Genomic DNA, 15,328 nt, shown 5'->3' with positions numbered 1-15,328 from the left:
TAGTGGGCAACCGCCTTGCCAGCACAATCTGGCGTAGGCAGCACTACATGGTCAACGGATTTTTTATCGCGGGATTTCGACATTTGGGGTTGCATCAATCCCCCTAATCACAGGCCCGTGAGAGTCGGTGATTCATGCAATCAGGCCTTGAAAAAGACGTTGTCCGTTAACGTTTTCAATTTTTCCTTAATCTACGACGTTTTACGCAACTCAGTGCAAGACGCGGACTCGAAACCGCTCTTTGGCCTTACCTTTTTGGCGGTCCCAAAAGGATAGTTTTGTCAGTCAAAGGATATCGCGGGGTATGGAATTGCAGAACCACAGATAGGCATGATTCACCCATGCAAAGCACGCAAACACCCGCAGAATCCACAATGTGACCGCGAATCTGGCACTCTCAGGTTGAGAGGTAATTCTGTAGATTTGGTGAAATGGTCGGGGAGGCGAGATTCGAACTCACGGCCTTCTGTACCCAAAACAGACGCGCTACCAGGCTGCGCTACACCCCGACTGGCCTCTCCTTAATCCGAAGAAACGACAAAGAAAAGAGGGATTTGATTATTTTGTGTCACAAGCCCATGCGGCATCGTCGCCAAAGGCCGGATGACGTACCTGGCTGCCCACGGAAATGCCCATGGCATCAGCCAAACCGCCATTAATCTCTAACACTGCGAGCCGCGGGCCCGACGACGGGATCGCGGTTTCATCCAATGGCTCGGCAGTGTGGATTTCCTGAACAACACCTGCGGTGTCGATATAGAGCAGATCTAGGGGAATCAGGGTGTTGCGCATCCAGAACGACACGCGTGGCTGCTCTTGCTCGTAGACAAAGAGCATGCCGTGCGATTTGGGCATGTATTCGCGATGCATCAGGCCAAGCGCACGCTCGGCGTTATCATCAGCAATCTCGACCGAGAATGATGCTGTTCCCCAGTCTCCGCGCAGGCTCACCCGCGTTTCGCTGCATTCTGCCCAGAGCGGGCCCGCAAAACATCCTAAGACGGCGGCCCACCCCCAAATTTTCATGCGTCGCCGCCTCGCATCGCCGCTTCCCACGCGCAGACTTCGGTCGCCATGCGGCCCCGCTTGCCTTCGATGACGCGCAGGCCGACTGCTTCGCCCGGCTGCAAATCGGCCAGACCAGAGCGGCGCAACACTTCGATATGGACAAATACATCTTCGGGACGGCCCCAGATGTTTGCGAAGCCAAAGCCCTTGCCCTTGTCGAACCACTTGACCCGCGCCGGCACCAATTCTGCCGAGGCGATGACCTCTGGGTCCATCTCTTCGAAGTCTGCCAGCGCAGCGGATGAGGTAGAGTTCGGTGGCTCGATGGACAGTACGGCGACGGCCTGAACACCGCGCTGCGTCTCTTGAGCGAGAATCTCAATACCTGCCCCATCTGCAACAGAGCTCTGTCCGAAGTTCCGAAGCACGTTGGCGTGCAGCAGAATGTCTGCACCGCCTTCATGCGCAACGACGAACCCAAAACCCTTTGCAGGATCAAACCATTTCACGTGGCCGGAAACACGTTGGCCACCTTTTTCTCCGTTCACAGCATCAATTCCAAAAATAGTTCCCCAACAACCTCAGTAGTGATGCTGCAGCCTGTAACATGCAACCCCTAAGATTTTGCACAAATGTCGAAGCAACAGACTGTTTTTTGTATCATAAGCAATTTTCAGGGGTTCAGGCGGCGAATTGTCCATTTTTCGCCAATTTCCCTGCGTTTCCATTGAAATCTATCATGCAATCTAAAGGCGCCATCTGCCCAAAATTCTATCTCTAAGGGATTGATTCGGAACCCGCCCCAGAACGGCGGACGCGCCGGGTTCGGCCCCTTCGAAGCGGTTACGCGTGCAACCTCTGCCATGAGGGCTCCGCGCGACGAGAGGGGCCGTGATTGCTCTGATGCCCAGGCCCCAAGACGACTCTTCAGCGATCTTGACGTATAGTAGGCATCTGCTTGGGGACCGTCCTCTTTCTCGACGATACCGCGAACACGGATCTGTCGGCGCAGGCTCTTCCAGTGCATGACAAAGGCCGCCTTGCCCGTCGCAGCGATCTCTTGCCCCTTCGCGCTCTCGTAGTTCGTGTAAAAGACGAACGCGCTGTCCTCGATCTCTTTGAGCAGGACCATGCGCACATTGGGCAGCCCCTCGGCGTCTACGGTCGACAGGGCAATCGCGTTGGGATCGTTGATCTCGGTGGCTTCGGCCTCGGCCAACCAGCGGCGCGCAATCTCGAACGGGTCCTCGCCTGCGAAAATTCCGCTGCGGTTTTCTTGCTCTTCCATAGTCTCTCCAGAGTCGCATGGGTGTTTTGCGGCCAAGGTAGTGCCTTGATGCACCCTCGCCAATCGCCTAAACGACATCCAGCATTTCCAAGACCTGAGCGGGGGATACCTCATGTCAACAGCACTGATGGCCGGCAAGCGCGGCTTGATTATGGGCCTGGCGAACGACAAGTCGATCGCATGGGGCATCGCCCAAGCCTGCGCCGATGCGGGCGCAGAACTGGCATTCTCGTATCAGGGCGAAGCGCTGCTCAAGCGCGTCGGACCTCTGGCCGAACAACTGGGCTCGAACATCGTCCTGCCCTGCGACGTGAATGACGAAGCGTCGATCGACGCTCTGTTCGCCGAACTCGAAGCCAAATGGGGCAAGCTGGACTTTATCGTTCACGCCATCGGCTTCTCGGACAAGAGCGAGCTGCGCGGCCGCTACGTGGACACCACCCGCGGCAACTTCCAGATGACCATGGACATCTCGGTCTATTCCTTCACCGCTGTCATGCAGCGCGCGGAAAAACTGATGACCGAAGGCGGCAGCGCTGTGACCCTGACATACTACGGTGCAGAGCAGGTCATGCCCCACTACAACGTCATGGGCGTGGCCAAGGCGGCACTGGAAGCGTCGGTCATGTATCTGGCCGAAGACCTGGGTAAGAAGAACATCCGCGTCAACGCGATCAGCGCTGGCCCGATCAAGACTCTGGCCGCCAGCGGCATCGGCGATTTCCGCTACATTATGAAGTGGAACGAGTACAACTCGCCCCTGCGCCGCAACGTGACCATCGAAGACGTAGGCAAGTCGGCTCTGTACCTGTTGTCCGATCTGGGCAGCGGCGTGACCGGTGAAAACCTGCACGTCGATGCGGGCTACCATGTCGTCGGCATGAAGGCTGTCGACGCCCCTGACATCACCAAGGGCTAAATGCTCGCGGTTCTGATCCCTGTCTTCGCGGTCCACCTCGTGGCCGCGATGAGCCCCGGCCCGGCCGTCCTCATGACGGCGCGGGTCGCGATGCTTCGGGGGATGGCATCCGCAACCGCACTCAGTTTCGGGCTTGCTTTCGGGGCATGTTTCTGGGCCGCGTCCGCGATGCTAGGCCTTGCCGCCCTGTTCGAAGTGGCCCCCAAGCTGTTGATCGCGCTCAAGGTTGTCGGCGCGACCTACTTGATCTGGTGCGCCTACAAGATGTGGCGCGGCGCGCGCGAACCCTTGGACGTCGGCACGGTCAAGGCGCCCAAAATCTCGCCTCTGCGGGCCATCGTCCTCGGGGTCACCACCCAGCTTGCGAACCCCAAACCTGCGGTTTTCTTTGGCGCGGTCTTTGTGTCAGTCGTCCCGCACGATGCTGACGTAACGACCTTTGCGGCAATCCTAATGATTGTCTTTTTCAACGAAGCGATCTGGAATATCTTCGTTGCTCGATTGTTTTCGCTCGAGACCACCCGCGCCGGATATATGCGCCTCAAGGCCCCGATCGACCGCGTTCTCGGCGGCCTGCTCGCCGCACTCGGTCTCAAGATCGCCACGACCTGAAGGATAACAACAAATGACAGATCGTCTGCCCCACGAAAAAGGCTTCCACGTCAGCTGGGACCAACTGCACCGTGATGCCCGCGCACTTGCGTGGCGCCTGCAAAGCGACGCCCCCGAAGACGGCTACAAGGCTGTGGTGGCGATCACCCGCGGCGGCATGGCCCCTGCGATGATCGTGGCCCGCGAACTGGACATCCGCACCGTCGATACGATCAGCGTTAAAAGCTACAACCACCAGACCCAGTCCGCCCCGCAGGTGATCAAGTCCCCCGACATGGACATCATCGGCGACGGCACCGGCATTCTCGTGGTGGACGATCTGGTCGACACCGGCAAAACCCTCGAGGCCGTGCGCGCCCTGATGCCCAAGGCACAAATCGCCACGGTCTATGCAAAACCCATGGGCCGCCCGCAGGTGAACACCTTTGTCACCGAGGTCAGCCAAGACACGTGGATCTTCTTCCCGTGGGACATGGCGCTCCAGTATGTGGAGCCCTATCGCGGCAAAGACTGATCCCCAAGGGCGCCACATTAGGCGCCCTTTTTCTTTGCCCCTCTTCATCTGGGGCCAAATACCCTCGGGGGTGAATTGGCGCCCCGCGCCAGGAGGGGGCAGACAGCCCCCTGCCCCCGTCAAACATCCCCAAGCCCCCTTCAAATCCGCGCCAAACCGCCAGCACCGCTTGCGGCCCGCCCTGCGCTTGCTTAGACAGTGGCGGACAGAAATTTTTCAGGAGGGCGCGCATCATGGCAAAAGCAGGCAAAGGCTCCAAAATCGTTGTCTGGGCTCTGGTGGGCGGGCTGATCGCCGGTCTTGGCGGGTTCGGTGTGACAAACTTTGGCGGAACCGTCGGCAATGTCGGCACCGTCGGCGACACCCCGATCCAGATCGAAGCCTACTCCCGCGCTCTGCGGGGCGAACTGGACGCGCTCTCGGCGCAGATGGGCTCTCCTGTCAGCTTTGCGGATGCCGCCGCGATGGGCATCGAACAGCGGGCATTGGGGCAGGTCGTGATTGCTGCCACCCTCGATAACGAAGCGTCGGATATCGGTGTCTCGGTTGGCGACACCGCTGTGGCCGACCAGATCTTTACCATTCAGGCGTTTCAGGGCTCGAACGGCGAATTCGACCGCGAGGCTTACAAATTCGCGCTCGACCGCGCGGGCCTGACCGAGGCCGAGTTCGAATCGCAACTGCGCCGCGAAAGCGCCCGCACCTTCCTGCAGGGGGCCGTGACCGGTGGCATTCAAGCGTCGGACAACTATGTGAATTTGCTGCTGAACTACATCGGGCAGCAGCGCGACATCACCTATATCGTCATCAACTCGACCAGCCTACCCGCCACGCAGCCCCTGCCCACGGACGCGCAGTTGCAAGCGTTCTATGACGAGAACATCGCTGACTTCACCCTGCCCGCGCGCAAGGGCATCACCTATGTCGAACTGACTCCTGTCATGCTGGCCGACACCGTCGAGCTGGACGAAGGCATCCTGCGCCAAGCCTACGAGGACAATCAGGACCGCTACTACACTCCCGAGCGCCGCTTGGTCGAACGTCTGGTCTTTCCCGATGCCGAGGCGGCCGAAGCTGCCAAGGCGCGTCTGGACAGCGGCGAGGCCACCTTTGAAGATCTGGCCGCCGAGCGCGGTCTGGAACTGGCGGATATCGACCTTGGGGATGTGGCGCAGGACGATCTGGACGGCGCAGGCGAAGGTGTCTTTGCCGCCGAGGCCGACAGCGTTGTAGGCCCTCTGGACAGCAACTTCGGCCCTGCCCTGTTCCGCGTGAACGCCATCCTGCCAGAGCAATCGACCTCTTATGAAGAGGCCAAGCCCGACCTGCGCGACGAGTTCGCCATCGACCGCGCCCGCCGCGTGATCGAGCAGCAAGCCGAGGATCTGAATGACATGCTCGCCGCTGGTGCCACTCTGGAAGAGGTCGCCGCAGAGACGGAAGCCACCCTTGGCACCATCGAGTATTACGACGGACTAGAGAGCGACATCGCGGGCTACGAAGAGTTCCGCCGCGTGGCCAATGGCCTGACCGTAGACGACTTCCCCGAGATCCACGAGCTCAGCGATGGCGGCATCTTTGCTGCCCGTGTCGATGGCGATCTGGAGCCCAGCCCCATTCCGCTGGAAGACGTGCGCGCCGAAGTCGTACTCGCATGGCAAACCGCCGAAATGATGAACCAGCTGCGGACCCGCGCCGAAGCCCTGCAAGCTGCGCTTGACGCCGGTGACATGGCCGCGCTGGACGAGGTGGAAATCCAAACCGCCGAGAATGTGGGCCGCGGCCAGATGCTGCCGAACACCCCCGCCACCCTGAACAACCACATCTTCGAAATGGAAGAAGGCGCGATTGATCTGGTCGAGGGCGCGGAAAAGGTTGTCATCGTGCGCCTTGATGGTGTCTCGGACCCCGACATGGAGTCCGAAGAGGTTACCCAGATGCGCGGCTTCCTAGAGCAGCAGGCGGCGTCCCAGACCGCTGAGGCACTGTTCCAAGCCTATCTCGAAGCCCTGCGCAGCGATGCAGGCGTCCAACTGAATCAGGCCGCGCTCAACGCGGTCAAAGCCCAGTTTCAATAAGAAAGGTCCGCAGCCGTGGCTCTGACCCCCGATTTTGACAGTTTTGCGCAGGCCTACGAGGCCGGAGAGCATCAAGTCGTTTATACCCGCCTCGCCGCAGACCTCGACACGCCTGTGTCGCTGATGATGAAGCTGGCAGGCGATGCGCCTGACGCGTTCGTTCTGGAATCCGTGACCGGCGGCGAAGTGCGCGGTCGCTATTCGATCATCGGCATGAAGCCCGACATCATCTGGGAATGCCGTGGGACCGCGTCACGCATCAACCGTCAGGCCCGCTTCGACCCCACCGCATGGGAAGAGCAGTCTGACGCGCCGCTGGACGCTTTGCGCCACCTGATCGCGGAATCACGCATCGATTTGCCAGCAGATCTGCCCGCGGCCTCCGCGGGTCTGTTCGGCTATCTGGGCTACGACATGATCCGTCTGGTGGAGCACCTGCCTAACGTGAACCCTGACCCGCTGGGTCTGCCCGATGCCCGCCTGATGCGCCCCACCGTGGTCGCCGTTCTGGACGGTGTCAAAGGCGAGGTCACGCTGGTTAGCCCTGCTTGGGTCACACCCGGCCTGTCGGCCCGCGCGGCCTATGCCCAAGCGGCCGAGCGTGTGATGGACGCCCTGCGCGATCTGGACCGCCCTGCTCACGCCCCCCGCGATTTGGGAGAGGCACAAGAACTGGGTGAGCTGAAATCGAACTTCACCAAAGAGGGCTATTTCGCCGCCATCGAAAAGGCCAAGGAATACATCCGCGCCGGTGACATCTTCCAAGTGGTGCCGTCCCAGCGCTGGACGCAGGATTTCCCCCTGCCCCCGTTCGCGTTATATCGCTCGCTGCGCCGCACGAACCCTTCGCCGTTCATGTTCTATTTCAACTTCGGCGGGTTCCAAGTGGTTGGTGCGTCGCCAGAAATTCTGGTGCGCGTGTTCGACAACGAGGTCACTATTCGCCCCATCGCCGGCACCCGCCCACGCGGCGCAACGCCCGCCGAGGACGACGCGCTGGAAGCCGATCTCTTGGCCGACAAGAAGGAACTGGCAGAGCACCTGATGCTGCTGGATCTGGGCCGGAATGATACGGGTAAGGTCTCCAAAATCGGGACGGTGAGGCCGACGGAGGAGTTTATTGTCGAGCGGTACAGCCATGTCATGCACATCGTGTCGAACGTGGTGGGCGAATTGTCAGAAGACAAGGATGCTTTGGCGGCGCTCTTGTCTGGGATGCCTGCTGGGACAGTTTCGGGGGCGCCGAAGGTGCGTGCGATGGAGATCATCGACGAGCTGGAGCCGGAGAAACGCGGCGTGTATGCGGGCGGTCTGGGCTACTTTAGCGCCAATGGGGATATGGACATGTGTATCGCCCTGCGCACCGCCGTCGTGAAGGACAAAAAGCTTTATATTCAAGCAGGTGGCGGGGTTGTCTACGACTCTGATCCTGAGGCGGAGTATCAGGAGACGGTCAACAAATCCAAGGCGATCAAGCGCGCGGCAGAGGATGCGGCACGGTTTACCGGCGGGAATTCCTGAGGCTGCACCCTGCTGCCTGCGTAGGTGCAGGTGGTAACCGGTTTGATTGAGTATTTTTACAAAGCAGAAAGGGCGGTTCCGCATGGGACCGCCCCTTTTGTATGACAAATACGGCAGGTCTGGATCGCGTCTGGTTTGCGTATGGCAAACGTACTGACGTTGGGGGTGACGTGGAGGTCTGATTTTGGCAATCTATGATTGTATTTTTATATGAGACTGATTGATGACCAACCCATTTCGCGTGGACTTTCTGGCGGTTTTCGCCGTTATCATATCGATCGGTGTGATCGGGTATGTCCCCAAAAGCTGGGATTGGTTTTGGCTTCATTTTTCATACATCCTTTGGTGCCTTGCGGTGATCATCGCTTGGCTCGCGCTCCAAGATGAAAACCATCGTCGGCGCGTCGGCCGTTTTTTGCGGCACAGACGCTACACACATGTTTATCAGGTTATTTCCCGGTTCTTTTTGACACGGGTGTGGCGACGGTTTTGCGATCCGGACGTCAGCGAGCGGGCAAAATGGTCTGCGCAAGCCAAGGGCGCGTTGACGGCAAAGCTTTATGACAAGGCGCTGTTGTTTGCTGTGGTCTATCCAATTTTTGCTGCGGTAGGGTATTGGCTGTGGACGGGGAATGCCGCGACCATAGGAAGTGCCAAGATCATTGGTGCAGAGCCAAGCCAAGAACGGCTTTTCGCGCTGGCACCCATTGCAACCTTAATTTTATTTATCTGCCTGAAGCATCATTTTCTTATTACTTCGCAGAGACGCCAAGTTTCCTTTACAAGCTTGCAAACAAAGATCATCGAAAGCCTTGAGTTAATTGGTCTATTTATTGCGGTAGCTGTCGCTAGTGGGTTTGGAGATCCAGTTGCGTTTGCAATCCTCTTTGCAGGCGCTTTCGCAGTTGCGTTTGATGGGGCGATCTCACTCGCAGTAGCACTCGTTTTCGCAGGTGCATCTGCAATCGAATTAGCAGGCTCTTTAGAGGGCGCAATCGCTGTTGCTGTTACAGCGGCATTAGCCCGTGCCTTCAAGGAACTCCAACCCATCCACCTACACTTTCTATCACTCCACATGATATTTATGTGCGCGCTGGTCTCGGGCTTGGTCTGGTATATCCCTTGGATCGAGGTTTCAGATGACAGGAAAAGCCTTTTTGTCTTTCTTGGAATTTTCCCACTGATCAATGGAGTATTCGACTGGATCAGCTATGGGGTGACCCTGAGCCTGCTGCGGCGCGGGCAGTCGAAGCCTTGGCCGTTTCTGTGGGGTTTGCTGGACCTGTTCATTGCTTGCCTGTTGTTCCTCGGGCTGGGGGTCACTCTGGTTGCGGTGCTGCATGTGCTGGACCAGTTGGCGGGGGGCGCGTTGCTGGATTTGCCCGCGCTGTTAAATGGCGTTGAAGAGATGAAGGACGGGGGGCATTGGAGCCAGAGTTGGGCTTTGTTAATGGTGTTTTCAACTATGGTACCTACAGGCTTACACCTGTGCGTGAGTTTGATCGGCTTGCAGGGACTTTGGGGCCGTGATTGGCGGCGCAAGTTGGCGAAGTGGATCGAGGTCGATGAACCCTCGCCCTTATCTCAAGCCTTGTTGCCGATGGTTCTGGGGGTGGTTTGGGCAGCACCGATTTTGGTTGGGAGCTTCCTGCTGTGGCAGATGTTCACCGCATGGGGAAAGCCCCTATTGGGGGGCTTTTTCCAAGCGTATTTCAAACTGCTGATGTGGATTGCCCAGTTGGGCGGCATGGTCTGATTACTCGGTCACGCTTTTCTTGAGGACCGCCGAGACGGGCGCGAGGGCGACTTGGCTGGCGCGGTCTTGGAGGGCCCAGATCAGGAGGGCCGAGATGGTTTCCGGGCGCAGGCGGGTCAGGACGACGACGCCCTCTTCGGCTTGGCGCGCGCGGAAGGCCGCGTTGTCGAGGAAGCGGCGGATGACGTCGGCGTTCTGATCCTTGCCATCCAGATCGCGGAAGATCGAGGCGGCGGGGACGCCTTCTTGGACGGCGACCTTTTGGGCGGTGTTCAGGCCCTTCGGCTGGAGGACGAGGCCGTAGCCGCTGTCGGCCAGAACGGCGGTGACTTGGTCGGTCAGTTCGCGGCTTTGCTGGAGCGAGGCGTCGTCCGCTTCGAGCAAGCCGATGGCTTCGGGGACCGCGCCGAAAATGGCGCCGAGGGCGACTTCGGCATCGGTGGGGCCTGCGCCTTGGGGGAAGTTCGCGGTGGCGAGCACTTCGAAGCCCGCGTCGCGGTAGGCCTGCATCCGCTGGAGCGCGTCAGGGGCCAAGGCGTCGATGGCGATGGTCAGGGGATACGGGAAATCGCGCAGGACCTGCGGGCCGAGGGCCGTGCCGGGGGTGTCGATCAGGACAATGGACATGAGCGGGCGGTCCGAGGGATTCGAAAAGTCGGTGCTGTAGACCGACAGGGGCAGCACGTCGTCGGCAAGGTCCAGCCCCCGCTCTGCAGCGGCGGCGCGGCGGGCGTCGATCAGGTTGCCCGCAGGTTCCGGCAGGCCCGGCTCTGGGCTTTCGGAGTCGTTCAGGTCCACGACCTCTGGCTGGACGGGGGGCAGTTCGGGGGCCACGTCGGACACCACGGGCGCGCGCTCGGTGCGGTCGGGCGATGTGTCGGGCGCGGCGGGGGCTGGCAGGTTTTCGGGGACGATGTCCGCGAGGTCCATTTCCGGCTCTGCCTCGTCTGCGTCGGGTTGGGGCGCGGGCATGCTTTCGGCATCAGGGGCCGGTTCGGCGTCAGCCACGTCGGGCTGTGTCGGGGCGTCCGACTCTGGCACCGCATCGGGGGTGACGTCGGGCGTTGGGGCTTCTTCGATCTCGGCTGCGGGTTCGGGCTGCTGCGGCGCCTCGGCGATCTCGGGTGTGGGCTCTGTCTCGGTCAGGGGCGCGTTGAGATCGGTTTCGGTGACGATCGGCTCTGGCAGATCCTCGGACATAGCGGGATCGGCGGGCGCGGGAGTGTCGCCGGATTCCACATCTGGCACCGGCTCTGCCACCACAACTTGGGGCGCGGTTTCGGTCTGTTCGACCGGAATTTCGGGTAGATTTGCTGCCTGCTCGGGCACGTCCGATAGCAAAGACACCGTGACAGCTCCTGCCACGGACACGAATGTGCCCCAGACCACTCCGTTCCAGAATCCGCTAGCCACTGCCCACCTCCGTTATGTTTTCCGCATTAGCGGCAGACATGCCCCCGCCTGCAAGGGGAAATCCCTGACTTAATGCTTGGTCGCGCCCTTGACGCCGCTTGCCAAGCCTGAACATGTATACCCCGACCCGCACAGGGGGCTCTACCCATTTATTCAAAGGTCTGCCCATGCTTTTGCTGATCGATAACTATGACAGCTTTACTTACAATCTGGTCCACTATCTAGGTGAGTTGGGCGCGGATGTTGTCGTCAAGCGCAATGATGCGCTGGATGTGCAACAGGCTATGGCCTTGAAACCGGCGGGAATTCTGCTGTCGCCTGGCCCGTGTGACCCTGATCAGGCCGGTATTTGTCTGGCCCTGACCGAAGCCGCGGCCGAGACCCGCACGCCCCTGATGGGTGTGTGTCTGGGCCACCAGACCATCGGTCAGGCATTTGGCGGGAATGTTGTCCGCTGCCACGAGATTGTGCACGGCAAAATGGGCATCATGCATCACACCGGCAAAGGGCTGTTCGCTGGCCTGCCCTCGCCCTTTGAAGCGACGCGCTATCATTCGCTGGTGGTCGAGCGCGAGACCCTGCCCGACTGTCTGGAAGTGACCGCAGAGCTGGAGGACGGGACCATCATGGGTCTGCAGCACAAAGAGCTGCCGATTCACGGGGTTCAGTTCCACCCTGAGTCGATTGCCAGCCAGCACGGCCACGCCCTGCTGCAGAACTTTTTGAACGATATGAAGGTACCCGCATGACCGATGCCATCAAGCCGCTGATCTACGCCGCGTCCGAAGGCCCTCTGAGCCGCGCTCAGGCCAATCAGGCGTTCGAGATCCTGTTCGAGGGTCAGGCGACTCCGGCGCAGGTGGCGGGTTTGCTGATGTCGATGCGTGCGCGCGGCGAGGCTGTGTCGGAATATGCGGCGGCGGCGGCAGCGATGCGCGCCAAGTGTGTGCCGGTATCGGCGCCCGAGGGCGCGATGGACATCGTGGGCACCGGCGGCGACGGGATGGGCACGCTGAACATCAGCACCGCGACTGCTTTCGTTGTGGCAGGCGCTGGCGTTCCGGTGGCCAAGCACGGCAACCGCAAGCTGTCGTCCAAAGCGGGCGCGGCGGATGCGCTGGCCGTTCTGGGTATTGAGGTCATGGTCGAGGCGGACGTGGTCGAGAAAGCCATCGCCGAGGCGGGCATCGGCTTTATGATGGCCCCCATGCACCATCCGGCGATGAAGCATGTGATGCCTGTGCGGACCGAGCTGGGCTGCAAAACGATTTTCAACATTCTGGGACCGCTGACCAACCCTGCGGGGGTCAAGCGCCAGCTGACAGGGGCTTTTGCGGTCGATCTGATCCACCCCATGGCCGAGACCCTGCAACAGCTGGGCTCTGAAAAGGCATGGCTGGTGCATGGCTCTGACGGCACGGACGAGATCGCGATCACCGGCACCACCGCCGTGGCCGCGCTAGAGGACGGCGCCATCCACAGCCGTGAAATCCACCCAGAGGATGCGGGCCTGCCGGTGCATCCGCTGCGCGACATTCTGGGCGGCACGCCCGAGGAAAACGGCAAAGCGATGCTGGATCTGTTCGCAGGTCAGGCAGGCGCCTATCGCGACGCGGTTCTGCTGAATGCAGCGGCGGCCTTGATCGTGGCGGACAAAGCCGCAGATCTGAAAGAAGGCGTCGCCATCGCGGCGGAAAGCATCGACAGCGGCGCGGCCAAACGGGCCGTAGACGCGCTGGCAAAAATCACATCGGGGGCAGCATGAGCACCACCATTCTCGACAAGATCAAAGCCTACAAGCTGGAAGAGGTCGCCGCTGACAAGGCTGAGCGCCCCATGGCAGAGGTCGAGGCCGCGGCGCGGGATGCGGGCCCTGTCCGTCCCTTTGCCGAGAGCCTGATGAAAGCCTCTCGCGAGGGGTATGGTCTGATCGCAGAGGTCAAGAAAGCCAGCCCGTCCAAGGGGCTGATCCGCGAGGATTTCGATCCTGCGGCGCTGGCCCAAGCCTATGAGGCGGGCGGCGCGACCTGTCTGTCCGTGCTGACCGACACCCCCAGCTTCCAAGGGGCCAAGGAATTCCTCGTTCAGGCGCGTGAGGCCACCAACCTGCCCGCCCTGCGCAAGGACTTTATGTACGACACCTATCAGGTCGCCGAAGCCCGCGCTTTGGGGGCGGACTGCATTCTGATCATCATGGCCTCGGTCGAGGATTCGCTGGCCCAAGAGCTGGAAGATGCGGCCTTTGGTTGGGGCATGTCCGTTCTGATCGAGGTCCACGACCAAGAGGAACTAGAGCGCGCGACCAAGCTGAAATCGCCGCTGATGGGGATCAACAACCGGAACCTCAAGACATTCGAGACCACGCTGGAAACGACCAAGTCGCTGGCGAAACTGGTCCCCGAGGATCGTCTGATCGTGTCGGAGTCCGGCCTGTTCACCCCTGCTGATCTGGCGGACATCGCCCGCTACGGCGCGCGCACCTTCCTGATTGGCGAGAGCCTGATGCGTCAGGACGACGTGGAGCAAGCGACCCGCGAGATTCTGGCGAACCCGCTGACCTCGGGGGCGCTGTAATGAGCGGCCTGACCCATTTCGACGCCGAGGGGCAGGCCCACATGGTTGACGTGTCCGAAAAGGCCGTCACCAGCCGGATCGCAACGGCCAAAGGCTGGGTCCGCATGGCCCCCGCCACCATGGAAATGATCGCCGACGGCGGCGCCAAGAAGGGCGACGTTCTGGGAGTGGCCCGCTTGGCGGGGATCATGGGCTGCAAGAAAACGCCCGAACTGATCCCTTTGTGCCATCCGCTGCCGATCACCAAGGTGTCCGTCGATCTGGAAATCGATGCCGATCTGCCCGGCGTGCAGATCACCGCAACCGTCAAAACCACCGGCCAAACCGGGGTCGAGATGGAGGCGCTGACCGCTGTCAGCACCACCGCCCTGACCGTCTATGACATGGTCAAAGCGGTCGATAAGTACATGGAAATTGGCGGCATTCGCGTGACTTTGAAGGACGGCGGAAAATCCGGAAGGATCGAAGCGGAATGATCTCTGTCGCAGAGGCGCTGTCGCGGTTGTTCGCACTAGTCCAGCCTCTGTCGGCTGAGACGGTTCCTTTGGCGTCATGCGGTGGGCGCGTGTTGGCCGAGACGGTCTATGCGCAGCGCACCCAGCCGCCCTTTGCTGCGTCGGCGATGGATGGCTATGCGGTGGCGGGCGATGTAGCCTCTGGCGATGTGCTGACCGTGATCGGAGAGGCCGCTGCGGGCCACGCGTTTGACGGCGTCGTGGGGCGCGGTCAGGCGGTGCGGATCTTCACCGGCGCGCCCATTCCCAACGGCGCGACCCGCGTGGTGATCCAAGAGGACGTGGAGCGGTCTGGCGACACAATTACCCTGCAGGACAATCTGGACAGCGGCGGGCACATTCGCCCTGCTGGCGGGGATTTCGCGGCGGGCGATCCGATGGAAGCGCCGGTGCGGTTGGGGCCAGCGCATGTGGCTTTGGCCGCGGCAATGAACATCCCTGCCCTGCCCGTCCGGCGGCGCCCCATCGTGGCGATCATGGCCACGGGCGACGAGCTGTGCATGCCGGGCGAAGACCCTGCGGCGGACCAGATCATAGCCTCGAATAACTTTGGCCTGAAAGCGATGCTCGAAGCACGCGGGGCCGAGGTGCGGATGCTGCCCATCGCCCGTGATACCGAGGACGCCCTGCGTTTCGGCTTTCAGCTGGCCAAGGGCGCGGACATGATCGTGACCATCGGTGGGGCCTCGGTCGGGGATCACGATCTGGTTGGTCCCGTGGCCCGCGATTTGGGCATGGACACCAGTTTCTACAAAATCGCCATGCGTCCGGGCAAACCGCTGATGGCGGGCAAATTGGGCGATCAGGTGATGGTCGGCCTGCCCGGAAATCCGGTGTCGGCGCTGGTCTGCGGGCAGTTGTTCCTGTGTCCGATGCTCGATGTGATGCTGGGCCTGCCTGCTGTCGCACCTGCACGGCGCACGGCGGCTCTGGCGGCTGACTTGGGCGCGAATGGTCCGCGTGAACATTATATGCGGGCGGTTGTGGCGGACGGTCTAATCACGGCGGCTGGTTCGCAGGATTCGTCGCTGCTGACCGTATTGGCGGGCGCGAATGCACTGTTGATCCGGCCCGTGGGCGACGGCCCCCGCGCGGCGGGCGAAACCGTGGAATACATTGCAATTTAAGCA

General features: G+C 60.9%; 15 protein-coding genes and 1 tRNA gene. 11 read left to right on the top strand and 5 right to left on the bottom strand.

Features of this window, described 5'->3' with window-relative positions:
- Positions 1-432: 432 nt before the first annotated feature.
- From N4A58_RS08200 to pdxH, 4 genes are all read right to left on the bottom strand, one after another.
- A tRNA-Pro gene (locus tag N4A58_RS08200) sits at positions 433-509 on the bottom strand.
- 49 nt (positions 510-558) lie between these two features.
- Positions 559-1,026 carry a DUF192 domain-containing protein gene (locus tag N4A58_RS08195; RefSeq protein WP_293708876.1) on the bottom strand — a complete coding sequence of 156 codons (468 nt, stop codon included), beginning with the start codon at positions 1,024-1,026 and terminating at the stop codon, positions 559-561.
- Complete coding sequence (locus N4A58_RS08190; protein ID WP_072707032.1) at positions 1,023-1,556, bottom strand: cold-shock protein; 534 nt, start codon at positions 1,554-1,556, stop codon at positions 1,023-1,025. The genes N4A58_RS08195 and N4A58_RS08190 overlap by 4 nt, the downstream gene beginning before the upstream one ends.
- A 125-nt stretch (positions 1,557-1,681) precedes the next feature.
- Positions 1,682-2,296, bottom strand: coding sequence for a pyridoxamine 5'-phosphate oxidase (pdxH, locus tag N4A58_RS08185; protein ID WP_293708875.1), 615 nt, complete (start codon positions 2,294-2,296; stop codon positions 1,682-1,684).
- Positions 2,297-2,408: 112 nt separating this feature from the next.
- Between pdxH and fabI the strand changes: the two genes are divergently transcribed.
- The 6 genes from fabI (at position 2,409) to N4A58_RS08155 (ending at position 9,696) form a co-directional block, all read left to right on the top strand.
- Entirely contained in the window at positions 2,409-3,215 is an 807-nt protein-coding gene (gene fabI / locus N4A58_RS08180) for an enoyl-ACP reductase FabI (RefSeq protein WP_072707034.1), read from the top strand.
- A complete protein-coding gene (locus tag N4A58_RS08175) occupies positions 3,216-3,827 on the top strand; it encodes a LysE family translocator (protein WP_293708874.1) in 612 nt (203 codons plus the stop codon).
- Positions 3,828-3,840: 13 nt separating this feature from the next.
- Positions 3,841-4,341: a xanthine phosphoribosyltransferase gene (gene gpt, locus N4A58_RS08170; RefSeq protein WP_072707036.1), complete on the top strand. Its 501-nt coding sequence runs from the start codon at positions 3,841-3,843 to the stop codon at positions 4,339-4,341.
- 233 nt (positions 4,342-4,574) lie between these two features.
- Positions 4,575-6,419 (top strand): peptidyl-prolyl cis-trans isomerase, encoded by a 1,845-nt coding sequence (locus tag N4A58_RS08165; protein WP_293708873.1) that lies wholly within the window; start codon positions 4,575-4,577, stop codon positions 6,417-6,419.
- A gap of 15 nt (positions 6,420-6,434) precedes the next feature.
- Positions 6,435-7,940 (top strand): anthranilate synthase component I, encoded by a 1,506-nt coding sequence (trpE, locus tag N4A58_RS08160; RefSeq protein ID WP_293708872.1) that lies wholly within the window; start codon positions 6,435-6,437, stop codon positions 7,938-7,940.
- Positions 7,941-8,163: 223 nt separating this feature from the next.
- On the top strand, positions 8,164-9,696 hold the full coding sequence (locus tag N4A58_RS08155) for a hypothetical protein (RefSeq protein WP_293708871.1): 1,533 nt from the start codon (positions 8,164-8,166) through the stop codon (positions 9,694-9,696).
- On the opposite strand, the gene N4A58_RS08150 is transcribed toward N4A58_RS08155, so the two are convergent.
- Complete coding sequence (locus N4A58_RS08150; RefSeq protein WP_293708870.1) at positions 9,697-11,109, bottom strand: polysaccharide deacteylase family 2 protein; 1,413 nt, start codon at positions 11,107-11,109, stop codon at positions 9,697-9,699.
- Positions 11,110-11,276: 167 nt separating this feature from the next.
- On the opposite strand from N4A58_RS08150, the gene N4A58_RS08145 reads away from it, so the two are divergent.
- From N4A58_RS08145 to N4A58_RS08125, 5 genes are read left to right on the top strand one after another with little or no spacing between them, the layout of a single operon-like run.
- Positions 11,277-11,858 carry an aminodeoxychorismate/anthranilate synthase component II gene (locus N4A58_RS08145; protein ID WP_293708869.1) on the top strand — a complete coding sequence of 194 codons (582 nt, stop codon included), beginning with the start codon at positions 11,277-11,279 and terminating at the stop codon, positions 11,856-11,858.
- Positions 11,855-12,874 (top strand): anthranilate phosphoribosyltransferase, encoded by a 1,020-nt coding sequence (trpD, locus tag N4A58_RS08140; protein ID WP_293708868.1) that lies wholly within the window; start codon positions 11,855-11,857, stop codon positions 12,872-12,874. The genes N4A58_RS08145 and trpD overlap by 4 nt, the downstream gene beginning before the upstream one ends.
- On the top strand, positions 12,871-13,683 hold the full coding sequence (trpC, locus tag N4A58_RS08135) for an indole-3-glycerol phosphate synthase TrpC (RefSeq protein ID WP_293708867.1): 813 nt from the start codon (positions 12,871-12,873) through the stop codon (positions 13,681-13,683). Before trpD ends, trpC begins: the two co-directional genes overlap by 4 nt.
- Positions 13,683-14,159: a cyclic pyranopterin monophosphate synthase MoaC gene (moaC, locus tag N4A58_RS08130; protein WP_293708865.1), complete on the top strand. Its 477-nt coding sequence runs from the start codon at positions 13,683-13,685 to the stop codon at positions 14,157-14,159. The genes trpC and moaC overlap by 1 nt, the downstream gene beginning before the upstream one ends.
- Positions 14,156-15,325, top strand: coding sequence for a molybdopterin molybdotransferase MoeA (locus N4A58_RS08125; protein WP_293708863.1), 1,170 nt, complete (start codon positions 14,156-14,158; stop codon positions 15,323-15,325). Before moaC ends, N4A58_RS08125 begins: the two co-directional genes overlap by 4 nt.
- The last annotated feature ends 3 nt before the right edge of the window (positions 15,326-15,328 follow it).

The sequence above is a fragment of the Donghicola sp. genome, assembly GCF_025210255.1.
GTDB classification, from domain to species: domain Bacteria; phylum Pseudomonadota; class Alphaproteobacteria; order Rhodobacterales; family Rhodobacteraceae; genus Donghicola; species Donghicola eburneus.
This window is presented reverse-complemented; position numbering and strand designations above follow the sequence as displayed.